20 protein-coding genes are annotated in these 25,074 nt (G+C 69.2%); 9 read left to right on the top strand and 11 right to left on the bottom strand.

Features of this window, described 5'->3' with window-relative positions:
* Positions 1–45: 45 nt before the first annotated feature.
* Complete coding sequence (locus AWC24_RS06805) at positions 46–2,691, top strand: ATP-binding cassette domain-containing protein (protein ID WP_085083261.1); 2,646 nt, start codon at positions 46–48, stop codon at positions 2,689–2,691.
* Positions 2,692–2,745: 54 nt separating this feature from the next.
* Here the strand turns inward: AWC24_RS06805 and AWC24_RS06800 are convergent, their stop codons facing one another.
* The 5 genes from AWC24_RS06800 to AWC24_RS06780 all read right to left on the bottom strand — a co-directional run bounded on the left by AWC24_RS06800 (position 2,746) and on the right by AWC24_RS06780 (position 8,062).
* Positions 2,746–3,606, bottom strand: a complete 861-nt coding sequence (locus tag AWC24_RS06800) for an endonuclease domain-containing protein (RefSeq protein WP_085083259.1) — start codon at positions 3,604–3,606, stop codon at positions 2,746–2,748.
* A gap of 153 nt (positions 3,607–3,759) precedes the next feature.
* On the bottom strand, positions 3,760–4,326 hold the full coding sequence (locus AWC24_RS06795; protein ID WP_109560352.1) for a GTP-binding protein: 567 nt from the start codon (positions 4,324–4,326) through the stop codon (positions 3,760–3,762).
* Positions 4,327–4,330: 4 nt separating this feature from the next.
* Entirely contained in the window at positions 4,331–4,720 is a 390-nt protein-coding gene (locus AWC24_RS06790; RefSeq protein ID WP_085083255.1) for a DUF742 domain-containing protein, read from the bottom strand.
* A 10-nt stretch (positions 4,721–4,730) separates the two neighbouring features.
* The gene (locus tag AWC24_RS06785; RefSeq protein WP_085083253.1) at positions 4,731–5,177 is read right to left on the bottom strand and encodes a roadblock/LC7 domain-containing protein; all 447 of its coding nucleotides are present in this window, start codon (positions 5,175–5,177) and stop codon (positions 4,731–4,733) included.
* Positions 5,174–8,062 carry an ATP-binding protein gene (locus AWC24_RS06780; RefSeq protein WP_085083251.1) on the bottom strand — a complete coding sequence of 963 codons (2,889 nt, stop codon included), beginning with the start codon at positions 8,060–8,062 and terminating at the stop codon, positions 5,174–5,176. The genes AWC24_RS06785 and AWC24_RS06780 overlap by 4 nt, the downstream gene beginning before the upstream one ends.
* Positions 8,063–8,356: 294 nt before the next feature.
* On the opposite strand from AWC24_RS06780, the gene AWC24_RS06775 reads away from it, so the two are divergent.
* Positions 8,357–8,593 carry a hypothetical protein gene (locus tag AWC24_RS06775; protein WP_133055706.1) on the top strand — a complete coding sequence of 79 codons (237 nt, stop codon included), beginning with the start codon at positions 8,357–8,359 and terminating at the stop codon, positions 8,591–8,593.
* Positions 8,594–8,628: 35 nt separating this feature from the next.
* The gene (locus AWC24_RS06770) at positions 8,629–9,093 is read left to right on the top strand and encodes a tRNA (cytidine(34)-2'-O)-methyltransferase (RefSeq protein ID WP_085083247.1); all 465 of its coding nucleotides are present in this window, start codon (positions 8,629–8,631) and stop codon (positions 9,091–9,093) included.
* Positions 9,094–9,127: 34 nt separating this feature from the next.
* On the opposite strand, the gene AWC24_RS06765 is transcribed toward AWC24_RS06770, so the two are convergent.
* From AWC24_RS06765 to AWC24_RS06755, 3 genes are read right to left on the bottom strand one after another with little or no spacing between them, the layout of a single operon-like run.
* On the bottom strand, positions 9,128–9,775 hold the full coding sequence (locus AWC24_RS06765) for a nitroreductase family protein (protein WP_085083245.1): 648 nt from the start codon (positions 9,773–9,775) through the stop codon (positions 9,128–9,130).
* Between the two features lie 16 nt (positions 9,776–9,791).
* Positions 9,792–10,781: an MOSC domain-containing protein gene (locus AWC24_RS06760; protein WP_085083243.1), complete on the bottom strand. Its 990-nt coding sequence runs from the start codon at positions 10,779–10,781 to the stop codon at positions 9,792–9,794.
* A 42-nt stretch (positions 10,782–10,823) separates the two neighbouring features.
* A complete protein-coding gene (locus tag AWC24_RS06755; RefSeq protein ID WP_085083241.1) occupies positions 10,824–14,099 on the bottom strand; it encodes an error-prone DNA polymerase in 3,276 nt (1,091 codons plus the stop codon).
* Between the two features lie 113 nt (positions 14,100–14,212).
* On the opposite strand from AWC24_RS06755, the gene AWC24_RS06750 reads away from it, so the two are divergent.
* Together AWC24_RS06750 and AWC24_RS06745 are read left to right on the top strand one after the other, a co-directional pair.
* The gene (locus tag AWC24_RS06750; RefSeq protein ID WP_085083240.1) at positions 14,213–14,644 is read left to right on the top strand and encodes an MmpS family transport accessory protein; all 432 of its coding nucleotides are present in this window, start codon (positions 14,213–14,215) and stop codon (positions 14,642–14,644) included.
* Positions 14,641–17,535, top strand: a complete 2,895-nt coding sequence (locus AWC24_RS06745; RefSeq protein ID WP_085083238.1) for an MMPL/RND family transporter — start codon at positions 14,641–14,643, stop codon at positions 17,533–17,535. The genes AWC24_RS06750 and AWC24_RS06745 overlap by 4 nt, the downstream gene beginning before the upstream one ends.
* Before the next feature lie 9 nt (positions 17,536–17,544).
* Here AWC24_RS06745 and AWC24_RS06740 read toward each other — a convergent pair whose 3' ends face one another.
* Entirely contained in the window at positions 17,545–18,417 is an 873-nt protein-coding gene (locus tag AWC24_RS06740) for a universal stress protein (RefSeq protein ID WP_085083236.1), read from the bottom strand.
* Between the two features lie 71 nt (positions 18,418–18,488).
* Between AWC24_RS06740 and otsB the strand changes: the two genes are divergently transcribed.
* Positions 18,489–19,595, top strand: coding sequence for a trehalose-phosphatase (gene otsB, locus AWC24_RS06735; protein WP_085083234.1), 1,107 nt, complete (start codon positions 18,489–18,491; stop codon positions 19,593–19,595).
* Between the two features lie 40 nt (positions 19,596–19,635).
* Positions 19,636–21,018, top strand: a complete 1,383-nt coding sequence (locus AWC24_RS06730) for an acyl-CoA dehydrogenase family protein (protein ID WP_085083232.1) — start codon at positions 19,636–19,638, stop codon at positions 21,016–21,018.
* 12 nt (positions 21,019–21,030) lie between these two features.
* On the opposite strand, the gene AWC24_RS06725 is transcribed toward AWC24_RS06730, so the two are convergent.
* Positions 21,031–21,252 (bottom strand): hypothetical protein, encoded by a 222-nt coding sequence (locus AWC24_RS06725; RefSeq protein ID WP_085083230.1) that lies wholly within the window; start codon positions 21,250–21,252, stop codon positions 21,031–21,033.
* A gap of 58 nt (positions 21,253–21,310) precedes the next feature.
* Positions 21,311–22,180, bottom strand: a complete 870-nt coding sequence (locus tag AWC24_RS06720; protein ID WP_085083228.1) for a MaoC/PaaZ C-terminal domain-containing protein — start codon at positions 22,178–22,180, stop codon at positions 21,311–21,313.
* Positions 22,181–22,270: 90 nt separating this feature from the next.
* Here AWC24_RS06720 and AWC24_RS06715 point away from each other — a divergent pair, with 90 nt between their 5' ends.
* Together AWC24_RS06715 and AWC24_RS06710 are read left to right on the top strand one after the other, a co-directional pair.
* Entirely contained in the window at positions 22,271–22,987 is a 717-nt protein-coding gene (locus tag AWC24_RS06715; protein ID WP_085083226.1) for a histidine phosphatase family protein, read from the top strand.
* Positions 22,988–23,030: 43 nt separating this feature from the next.
* The gene (locus AWC24_RS06710; protein ID WP_085083224.1) at positions 23,031–25,064 is read left to right on the top strand and encodes an SDR family oxidoreductase; all 2,034 of its coding nucleotides are present in this window, start codon (positions 23,031–23,033) and stop codon (positions 25,062–25,064) included.
* Positions 25,065–25,074: the final 10 nt, after the last annotated feature.

The raw sequence follows: 25,074 nt of genomic DNA, 5'->3' as shown, positions 1-25,074 counted from the left end.
GCGCGGACCGGCGGTCACTTCTGTCCGCCCGATACAGTTGATCCGATGAGTCACCCTGCTCCGCCGGTGCTGACCGTGCGCTATGACGGGTCGCAAGGCATATTCTCCGCAGGCCACGACGTGGTCATCGGGCGTGACCTGCGCGCCGACATCCGTATCCCGCATCCACTGGTCTCCCGCGCGCACCTGCTGTTGCGTTTCGAGCAGGGCAGATGGCTCGGGATCGACAATGGCTCCCTGAACGGCATCTACGTCAACGGCCAGCGGGTGCCGATGGTCGACATCCGCGACGGCCAGTGCGTCAACCTGGGCAACCCGGACGGCCCGCGACTGTCCTTCGAGGTCGGGCGGCACCAGGGCCTGGCCGGCCGGCCGCCGCAGACCGTCTCGATTCAGGTGCCGCCGCCGGGCCAGCCGGGAATAGCCCGTCCGGGCCGGCCGCCACAGCAGTCACCGGGCCGGCCCGTCCCGCCGGATCCGCGCTCGGCCGGTCAACCCGGCATCCAGCAGCCCCTCCGGCCCGTCCCGCCGCTGCATCAACCACCGCCGCTCACCCACCGGCAGCCGGCATACCCGGGCGGCCCTGCCGGCCCGGGCGGTGAAGCCGCACTGCGCCCCGGGCCCGGTTATCCGCCGCCGCTGCCCGGCGAGGCGGTTCTCCCGCGGCAACCGTCCACCCGGATGGCCCCGGTGGCCGCGAAACCGCCGGAGGTCGGCAACATCGCCACCCGGATGATCGACATCCTGCGGCCGGGATCCGCCTCGCCGCCGGATGCCCCCGCCGGTGCGTTGACCATCGGGCGGGCCACCGACAACGACATCGTCATCTCCGACGTGCTGGCCTCGCGCCACCACGCCATGCTGATCCCGACCCCGCTGGGCACCGAGATCCGTGACAGCCGAAGCATCAACGGCACTTTCGTCAACGGTGTCCGGATCGGCTCGGCGATCCTCACCGAGGGCGACCTGGTCACGATCGGCAACGTCGACCTGGAGTTCCACAGCGGCAGCCTGGTGCGCCGCACCGAGACCGCGACCGGCAGTGGCGGGCTGGAAGTTCGGGACGTCTGCTTCGACGTCGAGGGCGGCAAGCGGCTGCTCAACAACATCTCGCTGACCGCCCGGCCGGGCACGCTGACCGCGATCATCGGCGGCTCCGGTGCCGGCAAGACCACGCTGGCCAGGCTGATCGCCGGCTACACCCGGCCCAGCTCCGGCTCCGCGCTGTTCGAGGGCCACAATATCCACGCCGACTACGCTTCGCTGCGCAGCAGGGTCGGGATGGTCCCGCAGGACGACGTGGTGCACCGCCAGTTGACGGTGAACCAGGCGCTGGGTTACGCCGCCGAGCTGCGGCTGCCGCCTGACAGCAGCCAAGCCGATCGGGATCAGGCCGTCGCGGAGGTGCTCGAGGAACTCGAGATGACCAAGCACGCCGAGACCCGGGTGGACAAGCTCTCCGGCGGCCAGCGCAAACGCGCCTCGGTGGCGTTGGAGCTGCTGACCGGGCCGTCGCTGTTGCTGCTGGACGAACCGACGTCAGGCCTGGACCCGGCACTGGACCGCCAGGTCATGCTGATGCTGCGCGGTCTCGCCGACGCCGGACGCGTGGTGCTGGTGGTCACCCACTCGGTGGCCTACCTCGATGTCTGCGACCAGATCCTGCTGCTGGCTCCCGGCGGCAAGACCGCGTTCATCGGCCCGCCCGACCAGGTGGACACCGCCCTGGGAACCCGCAACTGGGCCGACATCTTCGCCAACGTGGGCGCCGATCCCGACGAAGCCAACCGGCGCTTCCTGGAACGCGAAGGGGGCCAGCGGTCCTCGGTGGCGCTGGCCGAGACACCCCCCGCAGACCTGGGCAAACCGGCGGCGTCCAGTGTGCTCAAACAACTGTCGACGATCGCGCGCCGCCAGGTCCGGCTGATCGTGTCCGACCGCGGCTACTCGATATTCCTGGCCTTGCTGCCGTTCATCGTCGGGATCTTGTCGTTGACCGTCGAGGGCGACCACGGGCTGGGCATACCCGGGCCCGATGCCCCCACCGAACCGCGATACATCATGGTGCTGCTCAATATCGGCGCCGTGTTCATGGGTACCGCACTGACCATCCGCGACCTGATCGGCGAACGTCCGATCTTCCGAAGAGAGCAGGCCGTCGGATTGTCGACGGTCGCCTACCTGCTCGCCAAGATCGCGGTGTTCTGTGTGTTCGCCACCGTCCAAGCCGCGATCGCCACCACGATCGTGGTGCTGGGCAAGGGCGGCCCGGCACGCGACGCGGTGCTGTTCGGCAACGTGAACTTCGAGTTGTTCCTCGGGGTGGCCGGCACCTGCGTGGCCTCGGCGATTCTCGGCTTGGCTTTGTCGGCGTTCGCCCAATCCAACGAGCAGATCATGCCGATGCTGGTGGTGTCGATCATGTCGCAGCTGGTGCTGTCCAGCGGCATGATCCCGGTCGGCGGCCGAACCGGTCTCGACCAGATGTCCTGGCTGACCCCGGCGCGCTGGGGGTATGCGGCCGGCGGGTCGACCGTCGATTTCAACACATTGATGGACGCCCCGCAGATCCCCAAAGACCGGCTGTGGGACCACACCCGGGGCACCTGGCTGCTCGACATGGGGATGCTGGCGGTGCTGTCGGTCTGCTACGCCGTGGTGGTGTGGTGGAAGATCCGGCTCAAGCGGTAGCGGATGCCTTGGCGGGCCGCACACTCAATGGGGTCGCTCGCACACTCAACGCCCTCACCGCACACTCAACGCCCGGGGATAGCCTCGCCCCTGTAGTGCCCGACGTACCCGCTCCACGATCTCGGGTGCACGGTCTCCGGCGACTACCCGGATGACGATCCACCCCATTAGGGCCAGCGTCTCCAGCCGGATGATGTCCTTGCGCCATTGCCAGCTGTCAACCTGGTGGTGCTCGCCGTCGTACTCGACCGCCACCATGAACTCTGGCCAGCCCATATCCAGGTAGTAGGTGACGTCGGCGGTCGGCACCGGGATCTGGGTCTGCTCCGGAGGTATCCCGGCATCGATGAGCAGCAACCGCAAATAGCTCTCCCGGGGCGACTCGGCCCCCGGGTCGACCAGGCTCAACGCCGACTCCAACTGCCTCAGTCCACGCATGTGCGGGTGCCGCAGGGCCAGCGCCGCGACGTCGACGACATTAAGCCGCGTCGCCCGGGCCAGCGCGTCGAGGCGAGCCACCGCCGGCCGCAGCCGGTCACGGCGACCGATGTCGAAGGCGGTGCGTTCGGGGGTCGTCACCGACATCTCTCGGATGACCTGCACCTCGTCGTCGAAAAGAGTCTCCCGGCGGCTGATCACGCCGGCCGGCGCTCGCGGATTGGCGTGCACCAACTCGATCGGCACGTCGTCGTCAATCCACTTGGTTCCGTAGCGTGCTGCGGCCGCCGCACCCGCGATGACGCCGCGACGCCCCGACCACAGCCACGCGGCGGCGGTGCGCTCGTCGAGCCGCAACCGTCCTGGTGCGGGCACGTAGACGCCGGGGTGCGCGGCCCGATAGTGGGTCCGCAGCCCGTGCCGGCTCGGCCTTCCGGCGGCCAGGGCCTCACTGCCGATGAACGGTTGCGCTTCCACGATCGATGAGCATTGCCCGGGCCGGGCGGCTGGCGCTATTCAGCTATCCACAGGCGACTTTGAGTGTGCGGTGACGGCGTTGAGTGTGCGGTCACGGCGACGGGGCAACCGGCGGGGCGGGGCCGGCGCCGCGAACGACAAGCGGGCCAGCGCTCAGCCCTGCGCGGGTGCCAACGCCGACAGCGCGTACTCGCTGATCGCGATGAGCGCGTCGCGGGCGGACCGTTGGTCGCGCGCATCGACGCTGATCACCGGAATGTGGTCCGGCAACGCCAGTGCCTTGCGCACCGCGGCAACCGGATAGCGTGGGGCGCCGTCGAACTCGTTGATCGCGATCAGGAACGGCAGGTTGCGGTGCTCGAAGAAGTCGACGGCGGCGAAGCTGTCCTGCAGCCGCCGGCAGTCGGCCAGGATGATCGCGCCGATCGCACCGCGCACCAGGTCGTCCCACATGAACCAGAACCGGCGCTGCCCCGGCGTGCCGAACAGGTACAGCACCAGGTCGTCGGCCAAGGTGATGCGGCCGAAGTCCATCGCCACCGTGGTGGTCCGCTTGTCCGGGGTGGCGTCCAGGGTGTCGACGGCCGCCGAGGCGTCGGTGACCAGCGCCTCGGTGCGCAGCGGCATGATCTCCGAGACCGTGCCGACGAATGTCGTCTTACCGACCCCGAACCCCCCGGCGATGACGATCTTCGTCGACGCTGACTCCCTTGGGCGGATCGGACTAGCCGAGCGCTCGTAGGCCACGAAGCGTCCTTCCTATCAGTTCTCGTCGTTCGTCCCGGGTGGACGCCTCGCTCAGCGTGCGGCGCACCCGAAGGTATCCCGACGTGACCAGATCCCCCACCAGAACGCGTACCACACCCACCGGCAGGTCCAGCCGAGCGGAGATCTCAGCAACCGACGGGCCGATCTGGCACAGTTCGACGATACGGCCGCGCGGGTCGCCGGCCGGCCACTGGTTGGGTTGCGCCCGGCGCAGCGTCTGCACCGGGGCCTCCAGCGGCAGGTTGACGTCGGTGTGGGTTCGGCCGGCGGTCAGCGTGTACGGGCGCACCAGGCTGGCCTCGGTTTCCGGGGCCTGGCCGAGCTCCGGCGGCTCGGGGAGATCCATCACCGGACCCTCATGCGCGCCCGCCCGGTGACGACGCCGCGGACCGGCGCGCCGACTGCACCACCGCCCCGACCCGTTCCACCAGGACCGCCATCTCGTAGCCGACCTGGCCGATGTCGCAGGTGGCGCTGGCCAGCGTCGCCAGGTGCGAGCCGTCGCCGACCCGCATCAGCAGCAGGTAACCGTGCTCCATCTCCACCACCGACTGCAGCACCCGGCCGCCCTCGAACAACTGCGCCGCTCCGGTGGCCAGGCTGGCCAATCCGGACGCCACGGCGGCCAGTTGGTCGGCGCGCTCCTTGGGCAGGTGCTCACTGGCCGCGACCGTCAGTCCGTCGACCGACACCAACACCGCGTGCGACACCCCGGGAACCTCGCGGGCGAAGTTGGTCACCAGCCAGTCCAGCGAGCCTTCGGGAGTACGCCGCTGGCCGCTGTGATCGGTGGGAAAAGTCATTGCTGGTTCTGTCCCTGGTCGGTGTCCAAGTCGTTTTCGAAATCGTTCTCGAAGCCGTTGTCCCGGGCGTGCGATCTCGCGGCGCGCACCCCGCCGAAGTGGCTGCTGATCGAGGAGCGGATCGCCGCGGGATCCCGTGCCTGCGCCTCATGGGCCGGCCCGCCGTTGGATGTTACCGGTTCGCCGGTGTCGTCCCGGTGGTGCGCCGACGGGTCCGAGCCCGCCGGCGGCGGTTCGGCTTCGGCCGATCCGGGCACCAGCCGGGCGCCGGGTTCGCGGACCGGCAGGCCGTGCTCGGTGTGGGCGGCGACCGGCATGTTCTCCACCTCGGCGGCCACCGACCAGCCGCGATCCCACACCGACTGCCAGTCCAGGTCGGCGCGCAGGCCCGGCTCGTTGGGATCGTTGCCCAGCGATTCGGAAAGCATCCGCTGATAGATCGTGTCGGTGTCGCCGGCTGCGGCGCTGCCGGTGTCCTCCTCGGCGGCGCCGCGGGCCCGGGACCGCGCCGCGAAGTATGCCGATGTGTCTGCCGGCGAAGATTTCTCGACCACCGGCTCGGGCTCGACATGTTCGTCCGGGTATTCGTCCACGGCCGGTTCCAGACGCTGGTCGGCGCCTGGTGCCGCGGCCCGGTGGGCGGCCTGCTCGTCGGCCTCCCACCAGGGTTGCGGCAGTTCGCGGCGCTCTCGGCCGGTCTCGTCGTCGGCCGGCGACTGCACCGGCGACCCGGCGGGCACCCCGGTGATGCCACTGGACCCCGGGGTGCGTCGCGGCAGCAGGGACACGACGGGACCGGGGCCAGGTTCCGGCGCCTCCTCATACGGCTCGTACTGCTCGTACGGCTCGGGTGCACCGGGGAACTCATACGGCTCAGCCAGCTGGGGCTCGTCGGGCTGGTAGGCCTGGTACGCCTCGGGTGGGTCCGGAACGGCCGCGGTGACCATCGGCTGCTGCGGCGGGGCCGGTTCCTCGGTGTCGCGGTAGCTCAGCAGGTGCGGCGGCAGGTACACCTCGGCGGTGGTACCGCGCGACCCCGGCGACGCCGGGAACAGCCGGACCTCGATCCCGTGCCGGTGGGCCAGCCGGGAGATCACGAACAAACCCATGTGCCGGGCGTTCTCCGGACTGAACTCGCCGCCGGCGGCCAACCGCATGTTGGCCATCCGCAGATCGGAGTCGGCCACGCCCAAGCCGACGTCGACGACCTCGACCACCACCCCGCCGTCGTTCTCGAGTCCGGCGACCACCCGCACCGGCTCGGTGGGCGCCGAATAGCGCAGCGCGTTGTCGATCAACTCCGCGAGCAGGTGCACGCAGTCGGCCGCGGCGGCGCCGATCACGGTGACATCGGGCACCAGCACGGTCCGCACCCGGTGATAGCCCTCCACCTCCGAGGCGGCGGCACTGATCAGCGTCGCCAGCGGGGTCGCCCGTCCCCGCTCGTGCGGCGCCCGCGCCCCCGCCAGCACCAGCAGATTCGCGCCGTTGCGCCGCATCCGGGCGGCCAGGTGATCCAGCCGGAACAGGCTCTCCAGCCGGTCCGGGTCGTCCTCGTCGCGCTCCAGCCGGTCGATGAGCGCCAACTGCTGGTCGACCAGGGACCGGTTGCGCCGCGACATCGTCTCGAACATCTCGTTGACCAGCCGGCGCAGCCGGGCCTCGTCGCCGGCCAACAGCAGCGCCTGGGCGTGCAGCTCGTCGACGGCGTGCGCGACCTGCCCGACTTCCTCGGTGGTGTAGACCGGCAGCGGGGCGGGTTCGCGTTCATCACCGGCACGCACCCGCGCGATCTCGTGTTCGAGGTCGGAGTGGGCGACCTGCAGCGCACTGTTTCGCAGCGTGCGCAACGGCCGCACCAGCGAGCGCGCCACCAGCCACACCGCCAGCAGCGTGACGCCGATCGCGGCCAGCACCAAGGCGATGTCGCGGATGGCGGCGGCGCGGCGGTCGGCGGCGCGATCCTCCACCGCCTTGGTCACCGCTCCGGTGTTCTCGGCGATCAACCGGGCGGCGATCTGGTCGGTGGTCCGGATCGAGTCCCGCAGCACGGGGTTGTTGGGCAGCACCTGTTCCGGATCGGACATGATCGCCATCCGGGTCACCAGCTGCTGCTGCAGTGTCTTGGCGTCCGGGGAGTCGACGCCGAGCACCTGGGTCATCCCGAACAGCGTGGACGGCTCAGTGCCGGCCAGTGTCATCATCGAGCTGCGCAGCTCCGGGTCGGGAACCTCGCCGCCCCGGTTGACCAGCAGTTCCTGCATCATCATCTGACCGCGCGCGCCGACGGCGCGGCTCAGGCCCTCGGTCTGCGCCCGGATCCGTTCACTGTCCAGCCGAACTGAACCGTTGATGGCGTCCTCGGCGGTCAGCAGGATCGGCGCGTAGCCGGTCACCTCCTCGCGCAGGCCCAAACCGGCGGTCGACACCGCAGCCAGCAGGCCCTGGCCCCGCTCGATGAGCGTGCTCACCCCGGAGCGCACGTCGGTCGCGACGTCGGTGTGCGACAGCCGCGACTGGAGCTCATACATCCGGTTCTCGAAGTTCTTCCGGGCGCCCTCGGCGTCACCATCGGAGGAGGCCGCCACCAGCGCGTCGCCCAGCGCCGACATGTAATTGGTGATCGCCGGGATCATCTCGGCGCGGTCGGCGACCAGCCGGAGCCGGTTGGCCTCCGACAGCGCGCCGGAGACCCGCAAGCCGCCGAAGACGCCGGCCAACACCATCGGCAGCAGCGCGATCGCCAGCACCTTCCATCGCACCGGCCAGTTGCGCACCGACCACCGCGACGGACGTTTCGCCGCCGCCGCGCCGGATTCGTTGTCACGGTCGGCCAAGGCGTCGAGGGCGGGATCCACCTCGTCCGGGTGGTCGAAGAGCGTCACTGCTCGGCGGCCGGTTTACCGGCCGCTCGGCTGAAATTCACCGTTTGCGCCTTCATTCATCGGAGCTTCCGGCACATCGCACCCGCTGAACCATCAGCGGTGTGGGACCCGCCTTGATCTAGGCCGTCGTTAGTCGGCAATTCGACGAGTATGACAGTCTGCGCGAGCCATCACCATAGCCTTTACCGAAAAGGCACAGCTCCCGAGACGGTTTCGTGTCCCGGCCAAAACCCGCCCGCACAGCACTGACGACCAGATGTCACAGGGCTTATGGACAATCGGGGTATGGCACCGATGACGCGGATTGTTCTGGCGGTGGTCACAGCGGCGGGCGCGGGACTGCTGGGCCTCGCGGCCCCGGCCCGGGCCGAACCGGGCTACGGGCAGGACTGCATCCTGCCCGGTGTCAGCACGTGCCGGCTGGTGCCGGAGGGCAATCGGCCCCACGATGTCCAGCTGTGGTGCCCCGGTGGCCAGGGCTGGGTGAACGTCTTCACCCCGTGCCGGGACTACTACGGCCCCTATTCGTAAGTGCCTTCTGCTCCGCTGACATGCCAACATCAGTTGTGTTCAAAGTGATGTTCTGTTCACCGCGCATCCCGCCCAACACCGGCAACGCGATCCGGATGGTGGCGGCGACCGGCGCGGAGCTGCATCTGGTGGAGCCGCTGGGCTTCGATCTGTCCGAACCCAAACTGCGCCGCGCCGGGCTGGACTATCACGACCTGGCGGCGGTCACCGTGCACCCGTCGCTACCGGAGGCCTGGGCGACCCTGATGCCGGCACGGGTGTTCGCCTTCACCGCCCAGGCCGAGACGTCGTTCGCCGACGTGTGTTACCGGGCCGGTGATGTGCTGATGTTCGGTCCGGAGCCCGACGGGCTGGACACCGCGACGCTGGCCGATCCGCACATCACCGAGCAGGTGCGCATCCCGATGCTGGCCGGCCGGCGCTCACTGAACCTGTCCAATGCCGCGGCGGTCGCGGCCTATGAGGCGTGGCGCCAGCACGGGTTCGTCGGCGGAGTGTGACGCGGCGGAGCTGACCGCGACCCGCCGCGGCGGATCACCAACTGTCGAAGTGCGCCAACTGCTCGGCCGGCAACCGCTTGGCCGGTTTGAAGTCGGTGCCCTTGGTGTAGGCGATCGGGAACAACCCGCCCTGGCTGTAGTCGTCGTAGGGGATGCCGAGCACCTCGGCGGTCTGCCGCTCGCCGTCCTCGAGCAGGTGCAGCGTCGTCCAGCACGAACCCAGCCCGCGGTTGCGCAACGCCAGGCAGTAACTCCAGGCGGCCGGGAACAGCGACGCCCAGAACGACGCGCTGAGCCCCAGCGGAGCGTTCTCCGGCCGGCCCTCCAGGCAGGGGATCAGCATCACCGGCACGTCCTGCATGTGCTCCATCAGGTATCTGGCCGAGTCGCTGACGAATTCCATTCGCTCGCCGCGCACATCGCCCTCGCCGTAGTCGGGCTTCATCCGGTCCAGGTAGGGCTCCGCGTTGGCGCGGTAGATGTCGGCGATCGCCTGCTTCTTGACCGGGTCGGTGACGAACATCCACTGCCAGCCCTGGGCGTTGGAACCGGTGGGCGCCTGCAGGGCGATCTCGAGACACTCCATCAGCACCTCGCGCGGAACCGGCTTGTCGAGGTCGAGTCGCTTGCGGACCGAGCGGGTGGTGGTCAGGACTTCGTCTGCGGACAAGTTGAGGTTCATCTGTGCAGGCTAACTGCTAATTCTGCCGAAGTTTCACGCTGCGCGATATCGCCGTGGTGCCGGCCTTCATCAGCAGGCGTTTGACCTGCCTGGCGCCCGCTCCTGCGGTGGCGGCAAGGATCGACCGATCCGACGGGACGAACGCAAGCGGATCACCTTCGCGCAGTTCCCCACCGCGGACCACCGTGCCGTAGACACCGAGGCAGTGATTGGTGTGTGCGGCGATGCTGCGGGTGATCTGCCGGTCACGACTCAACTCAGGCTGGGGGTGCGACGGCATGACGCAGCGGACGGTGGGCAGCAGCGGTTTGACGGCGGCCAGCGGTGCGTGCAATGTGCCTCCGCACCAGTCGGTCTCGGGATGGTCCGAATCAGTGGTCGCATCAACCAGGATCGTGGGGCGAAAGCGCCGAACGTCGAAGTCGGAGCCCGGGGTCAGCCCGGCCATCGTGCGCAGCGTCTGCTCGGTGACCACATGTACCGGATAGGCGTCGACATAGCTGCCGACCGGCGTGATGTAGCGGCTCAATTCCGCGAGTTTCTTGACCGGGAACATCGACAGATCCGGGAGCGGTTCGTCGTCGTCGAGACCGAAGTACTGGTGCAGATCGGCCGGGCCGGCCATGGTTCCGCGATACTGATCGCGGTCCTGGATCGGTGGCAGCGGCCGCAGTTCGACGTCTCGGTCGAGGTACGACGACAGCGCGGCATGGACTCCCGGATCGGAACTGGAGATCTCGCTGCCGTCGGGGAATTCGATGACCACCTCCGGCGCGTGGCCGGGACCGGCTTCCGGCGGTGGCGGCAGCGCGTAGCGCGCTGTGCACAACAGCAGCCCCGCCAGGCGCTTGGCGCTGGTGGTCGCATTCTTCTCCAGGTCGCGGACGGCCCACGTCCTATCGGCGTGTAGGCCCAGTTTGCCGACCTCGGCGGTGGTGACGCGCTGCCCGGCCATGGATTTCACCGGGTAGCGCCAGATTCCGCTGATTCGACCGACCTCGTCCATACTCTCCAGAGCGTAATCGGCCGAGCGCGGGCAGGTCCGGTGTCACCGGAAGTCCCGGGAGCGCGACCCCACCACCAACTCGAGCGCACCCAGGCGCTCGGCCAGCACGGTGACCGCCCCGCTGGCGTTCTGCACCCGCCCGCGGATCAGCAGTGCCGTGGCGGTCTGCGCCAATCGGCGATGGCGCGTCCACACTCCCGGCGTACACAGCACGTTGACCATCCCGGTCTCGTCCTCGAGGTTGACGAACGTCACCCCGCGGGCGGTCGACGGCCGCTGCCGGTGGGTCACCGCGCCGGCCACCAGCACCCGGGTGCCGTCCGGGACGGCGGTGAGCTGTCCGGCCGGGATGACTCCGGCCGCGTCGAGGTCGGCGCGCAGGAACTGGGTCGGGAAGCTGTCCGGCGACACCCCGGTGGCCCACACGTCGGCGGCGGACAGTTCGATCTCGCTCATCCCGGGCAGTTCGGGAGTGTGCCCGTCACACCCCACCCCAGGCAGCCGGTCCGGCCGCTGTCCCGCCGCCGACCCGGCCGCCCACAATGCCTCGCGGCGCGACATGCCGAAACCGCCGAACGCGCCGGCGGTCGCCAGCGCCTCGGCCTGCGGCGCCGAAAGCTGTACCCGGGCAGTCAGATCCAGCATCGAAGTGAACTGTCCATGCGACTGGCGGTCGGCCACCAGCCGCTCGGCGAGGTCGGCGCCGATACCGCGGACGGCGGCCAGCCCGAGCCGCACCTGGGTGCCGTCGCGCTCCAGCGTGGCGTGCGCCAGGCTGGCATTGACGCACCCGCCGTGCACCACGACCCCGTGCCGGCGGGCATCGGCGACCAGCGACTGCGGCGAATAGAAGCCCATCGGTTGGGCCCGCAGCAGCGCGGCGCAGAACGCCGCCGGGTGGTGCAGCTTGAACCAGGCCGAGTAGAACACCAGCGACGCGAAGCTCATCGCGTGGCTCTCCGGGAACCCGTAGTTGGCGAAGGCCTCCAGCTTCTCGTAGATCCGGTCGGCCACCGCGCCGGTGATGCCGTGCAGCTCGCGCATGCCGGTATAGAACCGGTCGCGCAGCCGGCGCATCCGCTCCGGTGACCGCTTGGATCCCATCGCGCGCCGCAACTGGTCGGCCTCCCCCGCGGTGAATCCGGCACAGTCCACCGCCAGCGTCATCAGTTGCTCTTGGAACAACGGGATTCCCAGGGTTTTCCGCAGCGCTCGCTGCATACACGGATGCTCGTAGGCCACCGGGTCGACGCCGTTGCGGCGGCGGATGTAGGGGTGCACCGACCCGCCCTGGATCGGCCCGGGGCGGATCAGCGCCACTTGCACCACCAGGTCGTAGAACACCCGTGGGCGCAGCCGCGGCAGGGTGGCCATCTGCGCGCGTGACTCCACCTGGAACACCCCGACCGAGTCGGCGCGGGACAACATCTCATACACCGCCGGTTCTGACAGGTCGATCGCGGCCAGATCCACCTCGATGTCCTTGTGCTCGGCAACCAGGTCGATCGCGTAGTGCAGCGCCGAGAGCATGCCGAGCCCCAGCAGATCGAACTTCACCAAACCGATGGCCGCACAGTCGTCTTTGTCCCACTGCAGCACACTGCGGCCGGGCATCCGAGCCCATTCCACCGGGCACACGTCGGCGATCGGGCGGTCACAGATCACCATGCCGCCGGAGTGGATGCCCAGATGCCGTGGCAGGTCGGCGATCTGGGTGGCCAGGTCGATCACCGGGCCGGGAATACCTTGGATATCAGCGTCTTCGGCGCGGTGCAATGAACCCCAGCGGCCCAGCTGCTTACTCCAGGCGTCCTGCTGCCCCGGCGAGTAACCCAGCGCGCGGGCCATGTCCCGCACGGCGCTGCGGCCCCGGTAGGTGATGACGTTGGCGACCTGGGCGGCGTGGTCGCGGCCGTATTTGTCGTAGACGTACTGGATCACCTCTTCGCGCCGATCCGACTCGATGTCGATATCGATGTCGGGTGGGCCGTCGCGGGCCGGGGATAAGAACCGCTCGAACAGCAGCTCATTGGCCACCGGGTCGACCGCGGTGACGCCGAGGGCGTAGCAGACCGCGGAGTTCGCCGCCGACCCCCGGCCCTGGCACAGGATGTCGCTGTCCCGGCAGAACCGGGTGATGTCGTGCACCACCAGGAAGTAGCCCGGAAAGCCCAGCTGCGCAATGACTTCCAGTTCACGCTCGATCTGAGCGTAAGCACGCGGGGCACCCGAGGGCGGGCCGTAGCGCTGTTCGGCGCCGGCCAGGGCCAGCCGCCGCAGCCAGCTGTCCTCGGTGTGTCCGTCCGGGACGGCAAACGGCGGCAGCCGCGGGGCGATCAGCGCCAGCGGAAACGCGCATCGTTCGCCGAGCTCGGCCGCCGCCGACACCGCCGACGGGTGCGCGGCGAACAACCGGGCCATCTCGGCGCCGGAACGCAGATGCGAACCGCCCAGCGGGGCCAGCCGGCCGGCGGCGGCATCCAGGGACTGTCGGGCGCGGATCGCCCCCATCGCCATCGCCAGTCGCGCCCGTGACGGCCCGGCGAAATGCGCAGCGGTGGTGGCCACCACCGAGACCCCGAACCGGGGCGCCAGCGCGGCCAGCGCCGCATTGTGCTCGTCGTCGTAAGGATCGAAGTGCCGGGTCAGCTCGACACTGACCCGCGCGGCCCCGAACCGGTCCACCAGGTCGGCCAGCGCCGTGGCCGCGGCATCCGGCCCGCCGGCGGCCAGCGCCTGGCGGACGTGGCCCTTGCGGCATCCGGTCAGGATGTGCCAGTGCCCGTCGGCCGCCTCGGTCAGCACGTCCAGATCGAAACGCGGCCTGTCCTTCTCGCCGGCCAGGTGCGCGGCGGCGATCTGCCGCGACAACCGCCGGTAGCCCTCCGGGCCGCGGGCCAGCACCAGCAGGTGCGGGCCGGGCGGGTCCGGGTCGTCGGTGCGCGCGCCCGGCCCCAGCGACAGCTCGGCGCCGTAAACGGTGGCGATCTCCTGCCCCGCGGCGGCGAGCTCCGCGGCCGCCTCGGCGAACCGCACCACCCCGTATAACCCGTTGTGGTCGGTCAGCGCGATCGCCCGCAGGCCCAGCCGGGCGGCCTCGACGACCAGCTCCTGCGGGGTGCTGGCCCCGTCCAAGAAGCTGTACGCCGAGTGCGCGTGCAACTCGGCATAGGGAACCGTCGGGCCGCGCAGCGGCGGGCGCTCGGGCCGCGGCTCGCAGGGCTCGCGATCAGCCGACACACCACGGGTGTGACGAGGCTTACCATCGAGCACTCGCTCCATTTCCGCCCAGCTCGGCGGGCCACTTCCCCAGCCCATACCCGACAATCTATCGAACATATGTACGAGACGCTTGGGCGGAGTGTGAAAAAGAACTTTGATGCACTAATCTGTGTCAGGTTCCGACACGATGCGAAAGGCCCACTGCTTTCATGTTCGGCGTTGTCAGACGCGCGTGGTTACCCCTGCTCATCGTGATGGTTCTCTTGGTGGGGGGGTTCGTCGTGCATCGCATTCGCGGCTATTTCGGCGGTGATGACAGCGGCAGCAGCGCCGTCCCGTTCGAGGACACCAAGCCGTTCCACCCCAAGGTGGTGGTCTACGACATCTTCAGCCCGGACGGGACGTACGCCGACATCAACTACCTGGACCTGGAGGCAACACCGCAGCGGGTCGACGGCGCCAGCCTGCCGTGGTCGCTGACCCTGTCGACCACCAACCCGGCGGTGAGCCCCAACATCGTCGCGCAAGGTGATGGCAGCACCATCGGCTGCCGGGTCACCATCGACGGCGAGCTCAAGGACGAACGCGTCTCCAGCAGCCCCGTGAGCGCCCAGACCTTCTGCATTGTGAAATCAGGATGAGCAAACACCTCAGCGACGACACCCCGACCGACACGCTGCCGACGGCGCAGCCGCCGCACCGCGGCGCCATCGCGACATGGATCCGCCGGCTGGCGGTGCCGATCATTCTGATCTGGGTGGGCATCACCGTGGTGGTGAACGTCATCGTGCCGCAACTCGACGAGGTCGGGGCGATGCGCGCGGTGTCGATGAGTCCCAAAGACGCCCCGTCGATGATCTCGATGATGCGCATCGGCAAGACCTTCGACGAGTTCAAGTCGGACAGCTCGGCGATGGTGGTGCTCGAAGGCGACCAGCCGCTCGGCGATGAGGCGCACAAGTACTACGACGAGCTGGTCGCCAAGATGGCGGCCGACACCGAGCACGTTGAGCACATCCAGGACTTCTGGAGTGACCCGCTGACCGCGGCGGGGTCGCAGAGCCCGGACGGCAAGGCCGCCTACGTGCAGGTGTACCTCGCCGGCAACATGGGCGAGACGCTGGCCAACGAGTCGGTCCAGGCCGTCCAGCAGATCATCGCCGACACCCCGGCACCCCAAGGGGTGCAGGCCTATGTCACCGGGCCGTCGGCGCTCAATGCCGATCAACACATCGCCGGCGACAAGAGCCTGAAGATCATCACCGCACTGACGTTCGTGGTGATCATCGTGATGCTGCTGAATTTCTACCGGTCGATCGGCACGGTGCTGCTGGTGCTGGGCATGGTGGTGTTCGAGTTGAGCGCCGCGCGCGGCATCGTGGCCGTGCTCGGCTTCTACAACATCATCGGGCTGTCGACGTTCGCGGTGAACCTGCTGGTGACGCTGGCCATCGCCGCCTCGACGGACTACGCGATCTTCCTGCTCGGCCGCTATCAGGAGGCGCGGTCGCTCGGCGAGGACAAGGAGTCGGCCTTCCACACCATGTATCACGGCACCGCGCACGTGATCCTGGGCTCGGGGCTGACCATTGCCGGCGCGACCTTCTGCCTGTCGTTCACCCGATTGCCCTACTTCAAGTCACTGGGTATCCCGCTGGCCATCGGCATGGTGGTGGTGACGTTCGCGGCCTTGACCTTCGGTGCCGCAGTGGTGGCAGTGGCCAGCCGGTTCGGGATGCTCGAGCCCAAGCGGGCGATGCGGATCCGCGCGTGGCGGCGGCTCGGCGCGATGATCGTGCGCTGGCCGGGGCCGGTGCTGGTGGCCACCACCGGGGTCTGCCTGGTCGGGCTGCTCACCCTGCCGGGGTATGAGACCAACTACAACGACCGGGTGTACATGCCGGACTACGTGCCGGCCAACATCGGCTACGCCGCCGCGGACCGGCACTTCTCGCAGGCCCGGATGAATCCGGAACTGCTGATGATCGAGTCCGACCACGACCTGCGCAACCCGGCCGATTTCCTGGTCATCAACCGGATCGCCAAGCGGGTGTTCGAGGTATCGGGCGTCGGACGGGTGCAGACCATCACCCGGCCGCTGGGCACGCCGATCGAACACACCACGATCCCGTTCGCAATCAGCATGCAGGGCACCACCCAGCAGCTCAACATGAAATACCAGCTCGACAGCATGCGCAACATGCTGAAAATGGGTGAGGACATGCAGGTCTCGGTCAACAGCATGAAGGAGATGCTCGAGGTCACGCGCGAGATGTCGGCGACCACCCACAGCATGGCCACCAAAATGCACACCATGCTCGACGACATCCAGCGGATGCGTGACGCGATCGCCGACTTCGACGACATGTGGCGCCCGATGCGCAGCTACTTCTATTGGGAGCCGCACTGTTTCGACATCCCGATCTGCTGGTCGATCCGGTCGATCTTCGACGTGATGGACGGCCTCGACCAGATGACCGAGGATTTCGAGAAGGTGCTGCCCGACATCGACAACCTCGACCGGCTGATGCCCCGGATGCTCGAGATCATGCCGCCGATGATCGAGACCATGGAAAACATGCGGACCACCCAGCTGAAGATGCAGTCCACCATGGAGGGCCTGCAGCTGCAGATGGAGAAGATGATGGAGGGCCAGAACGCCATGGGCAAGGCGTTCGACGACTCCAAGAACGACGACTCGTTCTATCTGCCGCCCGAAGCGTTCGACAACCCCGACTTCAAGCGCGGCATGAAGATGTTCCTGTCCCCGGACGGGCATGCGGTGCGGTTCATCATCTCCCACGAGGGCGACCCGATGTCCCCGGAGGGCGTCAGCCACATCGAGCCGATCAAGCACGCCGTACACGAGGCACTCAAGGGCACCCCGCTGGAGGGTTCGCGGGTGTACCTGGCCGGCACCGCGTCGGTGTTCAAGGACATGAAGGACGGGTCGGCGTGGGACCTGATGATCGCGGGCATCGCCTCGCTGTGCCTGATCTTCATCATCATGCTGCTGATCACCCGGGCGATCGTGGCCTCGGCGGTGATCGTCGGCACCGTGCTGCTCTCCCTGGGCACCTCGTTCGGGATCTCGGTGCTGGTCTGGCAGCACATCATCGGGCTGCATCTGCACTGGATGGTGCTGGCGATGAGCGTGATCATCCTGTTGGCGGTGGGTTCGGACTACAACCTGCTGCTGGTCTCCCGAATGAAGGAGGAGATGCACGGCGGGCTCAAGACGGGCATCATCCGCGCCATGGGCGGCAGTGGCTCGGTGGTCACCTCGGCGGGTCTGGTGTTCGCGTTCACCATGATGTCAATGCTGGTCTCCGACCTGCGGGTGATCGGTCAGGTGGGCTCCACCATCGGTCTGGGCCTGATCATCGACACCCTGGTGATCCGCTCGTTCATGACGCCGTCGATCGCGGCGCTGCTGGGCCGCTGGTTCTGGTGGCCGCAGCGAGTGTGGTCCCGGCCCAGCCCGGTCGCCCAGCAGGTTGCGCCGACCCCGGTGTCCGTCGGCCGCGGCTGACCGCGGCCGTCACCTCTCCGGGCGGACGACGAGCACCGGCGCGTGCGCTGACTGCACCACCGCCTGGCTCACCGACCCCAGCAGCATGCCGGTGAAGCCGCCACGGCCGTGGCTGCCCACCACCACCAGCTGGGCCTGCTTCGACTGCTCGATGAGTTGGTCGGCCGGCCGGTCACAGACCACCACGCGGCGCACCGTGACGTCGGGATAGCGCTCCCGCCAGCCCGCCAGCCGCTCAGCCAGGGCCAACTCCCCGTCCGATGCCATCGCGGCCAGGTCGATGCCGGGGAAATCCAGCATGCCGCTGTCGTGCCAGGCGTACACCGCCACGAGTTCCACCCGCCGCAACGACGCCTCCGCGAACGCCAGTTCGGTGGCGGCCTCCGACACCGGGGAGCCGTCGATACCGACCACCACCGGTGCGGTGTCGGGGTGCGGGTCGCTGTCGGGGTGCGGTTCGTGGATGACCACCACCGGGCAGTGCGCGTGGCGGACCAGTGACGAGCTGACCGAGCCGAGCAGGCTGCGCCGCAGCAACCCGTGGCCGCGGGACCCGACCACCAGCATGGCGGCGTCGCGGGTGGCGTCCACCAGCATCGGAACCGTCGACCCCACCACGATCCGGGCGTCGATCCGCAGCGTTTCGCCCGGCGCCTCGGCGATGGCGACGGCTTCCCGCAGGTGGCGTTCGCCCTGCTCCTGCTGCCACTCGGTGTAGCCCGGCGGCATCGGGGTCTCGGGGAACGTCATCACCACCGGCGGGGCCAGCACGTGGACCAGCGTCAGCGGGACGTTGTGCAGGGCGGCGGCGCGGGCCGCCCATTCGACCGCGGTGTTCGACGACGGCGATCCGTCGACACCGACCAGGATTGCAGGGTTCACCCCTCCACGCTAAGCGGTGTGACACGGTGGTGACCAGCCATCGTTCAACTCCAAGGAAGGCGGTCGGCACGTTGTCCGTCACGATCGACCCACGCCGGCACGACGCGGTGCTGCTCTGCCTCGATGACGACGCTGAAGCACTGGCCAAGGCCCTGACCGAGCGGCTGCAGCAGGCCGGGGTGCGGGCTCGCCCGCTGGCCTCGAGTGCCGAGCTGGTCTCCGCGGCCGCCGAACTGGGGGTGCGGCCGGGCCGGTGTGTGGTGCTCACCGACGCCGAATCGGACGTAAGCACTGCGCGCAGTGCCGGTTTCGCACTGGTGATCGGCGTCGGGTTTGACGGCGCCGACGCGGCGGTGGCCGACTCGGACCAGGTTGTGGTGCGCACCGGCGACCGGCCGATGTCGTCGCTGGCCGACGCGATGACCGCGACGGAGCTGAGCGAGCTCACCCACCCGGCGGTGTTCTTCGACTTCGACGGCACGCTGTCGGACATCGTCGAGGACCCCGAGGCGGCCCGGCCGGTCGCCGGTGCGGTGGATGCGTTGGCCGCGTTGGCCGCCCGCTGCCCGGTCGCGGTGCTGTCCGGCCGGGATCTGGACGACGTGCGGGCGCGGATGGGCCTGGCCGGGATCTGGTATGCGGGCAGTCACGGCTTCGAGCTGACCGGGCCCGACGGCGCCCACCACCAGAACGACGCCGCCGCCGACGCGGTGCCGGTGCTGGCCGGTGCCGCCGCGTCGCTGCGCGAGCAGATCGGGCCGATACCCGGAGTCGTGGTGGAGCACAAGCGATTCGCCGTCGCGGTGCACTACCGCAACGCGGCCCGGGATCGGGTCGGCGAGGTGATGGCGGCGGTGCGCGACGCCGGGCGGCGGTTGGGGCTGCGGGTGACGACCGGTCGCGAGGTGATCGAGTTGCGCCCGGAGATCGACTGGGACAAGGGCCGCACGCTGCACTGGATTCTGGAGCGGCTGGGCACGGTGACACCGCTGTTCCTCGGCGACGACATCACCGACGAGGACGCGTTCGACGCGGTCGCCGATCTGGCGGGCGCCGGAATCCTGGTGCGGCACAGCGACGATGGCGACCGCGCCACCGCGGCCCGGTTCGCACTGGACAGCCCTGCCCGGGTCGTCGAGTTCACCGCGCGGCTGGCCGGCAGGCTCGGCGCCGGGTAGGCCGACGTTTGGCCGATCGGCGAACGGGCAACTCCCGTCCATGACCTTCGATCTCAGGCCGACCGCGGCGCAGCACGATCTGGCGCGGCGCACCCATCAGTTCGCCGAGTCCGTCATCCGTCCGGTCGCCCTCGACTACGACCAGCGGCAGGAATTCCCGTGGCCGGTGCTGGAGGAAGCCGCCCAGCAGGGTTTCTACAGCCCGTTGTTCTACCGGGATCTGATCGGGGACTCGACGGGCCTGTCGATGCCGATGTTCATGGAGGAGCTGTTCTGGGGTTGCGCCGGAATCGGGTTGGCGATCGTGATGCCGGCGCTGGCGCTCTCGGCGATCGGTCAGGCCGCCTCCCCAGAACAGCTGCTGCAGTGGGCGCCGGAATGCTTCGGCACGCCCGGTGACCTCAAACTCGCGGCCCTGGCGATCTCCGAGCCCGAGGGCGGCAGCGACGTGCGCAACCTGCGCACCACGGCCCGCCGCGACGGCGACGACTGGGTGATCGACGGGCACAAGATGTGGATCGGCAACGGCGGCATCGCCGACGTGCACGTGGTCAATGCCGTCGTGGACGAAGACCTCGGTCATCGCGGGCAGGCGTTGTTCATCGTGGCCGGCGGCACCCCCGGCCTGGAGTTGGTGCGCAAACTCGACAAACTGGGCTGCCGGGCCTCACACACCGCCGAGTTGCGTTTCGATCGCGTCCGGGTGCCGCAGGCCAATCTGCTGGGCGGGCAGGAGAAACTCGACCACAAGCTCGCCAAGGCTCGCGAAGCCGCCGCCGGCGGCACCCCGGCCAGGTCGGCGACGTTGAGCACCTTTGAGCAGACCCGGCCGATGGTCGCCGCGCAGGCCATCGGGATTGCCCGCGCCGCAATGGAATACGCCACCGGCTACGCCACCCGCCGGGTCGCCTTCGGCGGACCGATCATCGACAATCAGGGTATCGCCTTTCCGCTGGCCGAGCTGGCCACCGCGATCGACGCCGCGCGCCTGTTGACCTGGCGGGCGTCGTGGATGGCGGCCAACGGGATCGCATTCGGCCGCGGTGAGGGGTCGATGTCGAAGCTGGCGGCCAGTGAGGTCGCGGTGCGGGCCACCGAGCGTGCCGTTCAGACCCTCGGCGGCTGGGGCTACATCACCGATCACCCGGTGGAGAAGTGGTATCGGGACGCCAAGTTGTACACCATTTTCGAGGGCACCAGTGAGATACAGCGGATCGTGATCTCCCAGGCGCTGGGCGCCTCGGAGGGCGCTCCGCCGCTGCATGTCGAGATCGAGCCGTCCGGCGGTCCGCTGAACCGGATGTTCGGCCGCGGCGCCCCGTTGCGTACCCGCGCGGCCGGCGCCGCGCTGGCGATGCAGGACCGGATCCCCGATCCGCTGATGCGACTCGCGATGAAGGTGCTGCGGCCACCGCGGCCGTAACCCGGTGCGACCCTAAGCGTCCTCGCCCGCCATCCGCAGCCCGGTGGCCAGGCCGTCCACCCAGATCGAGACCATCAGCTCCAGCACCGGCGGGTGATTCGACGGCATGAACATCTTGGTGAGCTTGCCGACGCGGGCGTGGGCCAGCCGCTGAAAGTCACGGTCGTCGAGCTCCGGGAACTCCAGATACTCACTGCCTATCTCCGCGTTCGCTGCGACCGTATACGCGTCCATGGCCACATCCGATCAAGACCCGTGACGCAGCGGAAGGGACGGAAGTCCCAAAGGGCGGTCAGGCCCGGTACTCGGCGGCGCCGTCGTCGAGCACCACCCGCGGGTCGGCGCCATCGGGACCGGTGGCCTCGGTGCGGAACACCGCCCTACCCGGCTCGGTCCGCCAGATCGAGGTGGTCAGCGTCTCGCCGGGGAACACCGGTTCGGTGAACCGTGCGGTGATCGCGGTGACCCGATCGGCGTCGCCGCCGCCGAGTTCGGCGACCAGCGCCCGGCCGGCGAAGCCGTAGCTGCACAGCCCGTGCAGGATCGGCTTGGGGAAACCGGCCAGCGTGGTGGCGAACCACGGGTCGCTGTGCAACGGGTTGCGGTCGCCGGAGAGCCGGTAGAGCAGCGCCTGGTCCTCGCGGGTCGCATAGGCCACCCGCGCATCCGGCTCGGAATCCGGTAGCTGCGGAGCGACCGGGCGCTGCCCCGGCTCCCCGCCGAAACCCCCGGCCTTGCGGATGACCAGGGTGGTCAGCGTCTCGGCGACCGGTTCGGCGGTCTTGGGGTCGGTGCCGCGCGCCCGCAGCATCACCACGGCATTCTTGCCCTCCCCCTTGTCCTGGATGTCGGCGACCTCGGCGACCACCTGCAGGCTTCCGGCGGCCGGCAGCGGCGCCAACAGCCGCACCTGCTGGGAGCCGTGCAGCAGCAACGCCGGGTTGAAGGTGCCGATCTTGCCGGCGGCCGCAAAGCCCATACAGCAGACGACGGCAAAGGTGGGCAGCACCTGCTGGGGGATGTCATGACTGTTCTCGGTGGTGAACGCCAGGTCGGCTGTCCCGGCGCCGACGCCGAGCGCATACAGCATGGTGTCGCGATCGGTCCATTCGACCAGTACCGGGTCGGTGGTCGCGCCGACGGCTGTCGGATCCAGTGCCATGGGTTCTCCTTACCGCGATGGAGGTGGATTCGCCTCACCATTTCAGCAGAACCGGCCCCGGCGGTACCGCCGACACGGCAGGCTGTCGCCATGGGGAAGCGCATCTGGAACCGCACCGGCACGGTGTTCGCAATGTTGGCCGCCGTCCTCGCCGCAGCCCTGGTGCTCGGGGGTTGTTCGGGGACACCGCATACCCGCACCATCACTTTGACGTTGATCCGCCACGCCGAATCGGAGGCCAACGCCGCCGGCATCATCGACACCACGGTGCCCGGCCCGGGGCTGACCGAGAAGGGCCGTGCCCAGGCGCAGGAGATCGTGGATCAGTTGTCGCGCAACCACTACGACGGGGTGTACGCCTCGTCGATGGCGCGCAGCCAGCAGACCGCCGCGCCGCTGGCGCGCGAGCTCGGCCGTCAGGTGCAGATCCTGCCCGGGTTGCGGGAGATCGACGCGGGCTGGTTCGCCGACAAGGAGAACACGGTGGTCAACGCGACCTATCTGCTCGCCCCGCGGGCTTGGGTCGGCGGTGACCGGACCGCGACCATACCGGGCTCGATCGACGGCAACCAGTTCAACGACGAGTTCAGCGCCGCGGTGCGGCGGATCTACGACAGCGGAGACGCCAATCCGGTGGCGTTCTCGCACTCGGCGTCGATCATGGCGTGGACGCTGATGAACGTCAGGAACCCGCGCGACGGGCTGATGACCGACCACCCACTGCCCAACATCGGCCGGGTGGTGATCAAGGGCAGCCCGGGCACCGGCTGGAAGCTGGTGGACTGGGACGGAATTCGCGCGTTCTGAGCCCACGGTTGACGTGGTGGCCGCGACAGGCCACCATGACCGAATGCGCTATGTCGTTACCGGCGGTACCGGATTCATCGGGCGACGGGCGGTGTCCCGTCTGCTGGCGACCAGACCCGGCGCCCAAGTGTGGGTGCTGGTGCGCCGCGAGTCGCTGGGCCGCTTCGAGGCGCTGGCCTCGCAACCCGGCCAGGCCTGGGACGAGCGGGTAAAACCACTGGTCGGCGATCTGACGGCGGAGAACCTCGGGTTGACCGACACGGTGATCGAGGAGCTCGGCCGCATCGATCACGTGCTGCACTGTGCGGCGATCTACGACATCACCGCCGGCGCGGCCGAACAGCAGGCGGCCAACGTCGAGGGCACCCGCGCGGTGATCGGGCTGGCGAAGCGGCTCGATGCCACGTTGGCGCACGTGTCGTCGATCGCGGTGGCCGGCGATTACCCCGGCGAGTTCACCGAGGACGACTTCGACATCGGCCAGGCGCTGCCGACGCCGTATCACCAGACCAAGTTCGAGGCCGAAGCGCTGGTGCGCTCGACGCCGGGGCTGCGCTACCGGGTGTATCGACCGGCGGTGGTGGTGGGCGATTCGCGCACCGGCGAGATGGACAAGATCGACGGTCCCTACTACTTCTTCCCGCTGCTGGCCAAGCTGGCGGCGCTACCCCGGCTCACCCCGATGGCCCTGCCCGACACCGGACGCACCAACGTCGTCCCGGTCGACTACGTGGTCGACGCGCTCGTCGAGTTGATGCACGCCGACGGCTCACCGTCCTGGGACGGGCGCACCTTCCACCTGACAGCACCGAAATCGATTGGGCTGCCGGACATCTACCGGGCCGTCGCGGCCGAGGCGGGGTTGCCGCCGCTGCGCGCCAAACTGCCCGGGGCGGTGGCGACCCCGGTGCTCAACGTCGGCGGCCGGGCACGGGTGTGGCGCAACATGGTCGCCACCCAGCTGGGCCTGCCCGCCGAGGTGCTCGACCTGGTGAACCTGCGGCCGACGTTCGTCGCCGAGGCCACCCGGGAGGCGTTGCGCGGCACCGGCGTCGAAGTTCCGCAGTTCGGTGCGTACGCGCCACGGCTGTGGCGATACTGGGCGCAGCAGCTGGATCCCGACCGCGCCCGCCGCGACGATCCGGCCGGACCGCTGGTCGGCCGGCACGTCGTCATCACCGGGGCGTCCAGCGGCATCGGCCGGGCCTCGGCGATCGCCGTCGCCGAGCGCGGCGGGGTGGTCTTCGCCCTGGCCCGCAGCGGTGCGGCACTGGATGAGTTGGTGACCGAGATCCGCGCCGCGGGCGGGCAGGCCCACGCGTTCAGCTGCGACGTCACCGATTCGGCCTCGGTGGAGCACACCGTCAAGGACATCCTGGGCCGGTTCGACCACGTCGACTACCTGGTGAACAACGCCGGCCGGTCGATCCGCCGATCGGTGTCCAGCTCCACCGACCGGTTGCACGACTACGAGCGCACCATGGCGGTCAACTACTTCGGTGCGGTGCGGATGGTGCTGGCGCTGCTGCCGCACTGGCGGGAACGCCGGTTCGGCCACGTCGTCAACGTCTCCAGCGAAGGGGTGCTGGCGCACAGTCCCCGCTACAGCGCCTATGTGCCCACCAAGGCCGCACTGGACGCGTTCGCCGATGTGGTGTCGACCGAGACGCTGTCGGACCACGTCACCTTCACCACCATCCACATGCCGTTGGTGGCCACCCCGATGATCGCGCCGACGGGCAAGCTGGTTCCGATGGGGGCGATCAGCGCCGAGCATGCGGCCGCCATGGTGGTGCGCGGTCTGATCGAGAAGCCGGACCGGATCGACACCCCGCTGGGCACCCTGGCCGAGGCGGGCAACTACATCGCCCCGCGGCTGGCGCGCCGGCTGCTGCACCAGCTCTACCTGGGTTACCCGGACTCGGCCGCCGCACGCGGCCTGGCGCCCGCCGCTGCGGAGCAACCGCCTCGGCAGTCCTCCCGCAGGCCGAAGCGGCCGGCTCGGGCGATCACCGGGGTGCGGGTGCCACGCCCGGTCAAGCGGGCGGTCCGGCTGGTGCCGGGCGTGTACTGGTGATCGTGCGGTC

Source organism: Mycolicibacter senuensis (assembly GCF_002101885.1).
In the GTDB taxonomy this organism is placed as follows: Bacteria; Actinomycetota; Actinomycetes; order Mycobacteriales; family Mycobacteriaceae; genus Mycobacterium; species Mycobacterium senuense.
Note: the sequence above shows the minus strand (reverse complement) of the source record. Positions and strands in the feature narration are given on the sequence as shown.

Excerpts from the sequence above, each read along its gene's own strand:
- AWC24_RS06805 (WP_085083261.1), top strand. The coding sequence starts at position 46 with ATGAGTCACCCTGCTCCGCCGGTGCTGACCGTGCGCTATGACGGGTCG.
- AWC24_RS06790 (WP_085083255.1), bottom strand. The coding sequence starts at position 4,720 with ATGGATCTCCCCGAGCCGCCGGAGCTCGGCCAGGCCCCGGAAACCGAG.
- AWC24_RS06785 (WP_085083253.1), bottom strand. The coding sequence starts at position 5,177 with ATGACTTTTCCCACCGATCACAGCGGCCAGCGGCGTACTCCCGAAGGC.
- AWC24_RS06775 (WP_133055706.1), top strand. The coding sequence starts at position 8,357 with ATGACGCGGATTGTTCTGGCGGTGGTCACAGCGGCGGGCGCGGGACTG.
- AWC24_RS06765 (WP_085083245.1), bottom strand. The coding sequence starts at position 9,775 with ATGAACCTCAACTTGTCCGCAGACGAAGTCCTGACCACCACCCGCTCG.
- AWC24_RS06760 (WP_085083243.1), bottom strand. The coding sequence starts at position 10,781 with ATGGACGAGGTCGGTCGAATCAGCGGAATCTGGCGCTACCCGGTGAAA.
- AWC24_RS06755 (WP_085083241.1), bottom strand. The coding sequence starts at position 14,099 with ATGGGCTGGGGAAGTGGCCCGCCGAGCTGGGCGGAAATGGAGCGAGTG.
- AWC24_RS06750 (WP_085083240.1), top strand. The coding sequence starts at position 14,213 with ATGTTCGGCGTTGTCAGACGCGCGTGGTTACCCCTGCTCATCGTGATG.
- AWC24_RS06745 (WP_085083238.1), top strand. The coding sequence starts at position 14,641 with ATGAGCAAACACCTCAGCGACGACACCCCGACCGACACGCTGCCGACG.
- AWC24_RS06730 (WP_085083232.1), top strand. The coding sequence starts at position 19,636 with ATGACCTTCGATCTCAGGCCGACCGCGGCGCAGCACGATCTGGCGCGG.
- AWC24_RS06725 (WP_085083230.1), bottom strand. The coding sequence starts at position 21,252 with ATGGACGCGTATACGGTCGCAGCGAACGCGGAGATAGGCAGTGAGTAT.
- AWC24_RS06720 (WP_085083228.1), bottom strand. The coding sequence starts at position 22,180 with ATGGCACTGGATCCGACAGCCGTCGGCGCGACCACCGACCCGGTACTG.
- AWC24_RS06715 (WP_085083226.1), top strand. The coding sequence starts at position 22,271 with ATGGGGAAGCGCATCTGGAACCGCACCGGCACGGTGTTCGCAATGTTG.
- AWC24_RS06710 (WP_085083224.1), top strand. The coding sequence starts at position 23,031 with ATGCGCTATGTCGTTACCGGCGGTACCGGATTCATCGGGCGACGGGCG.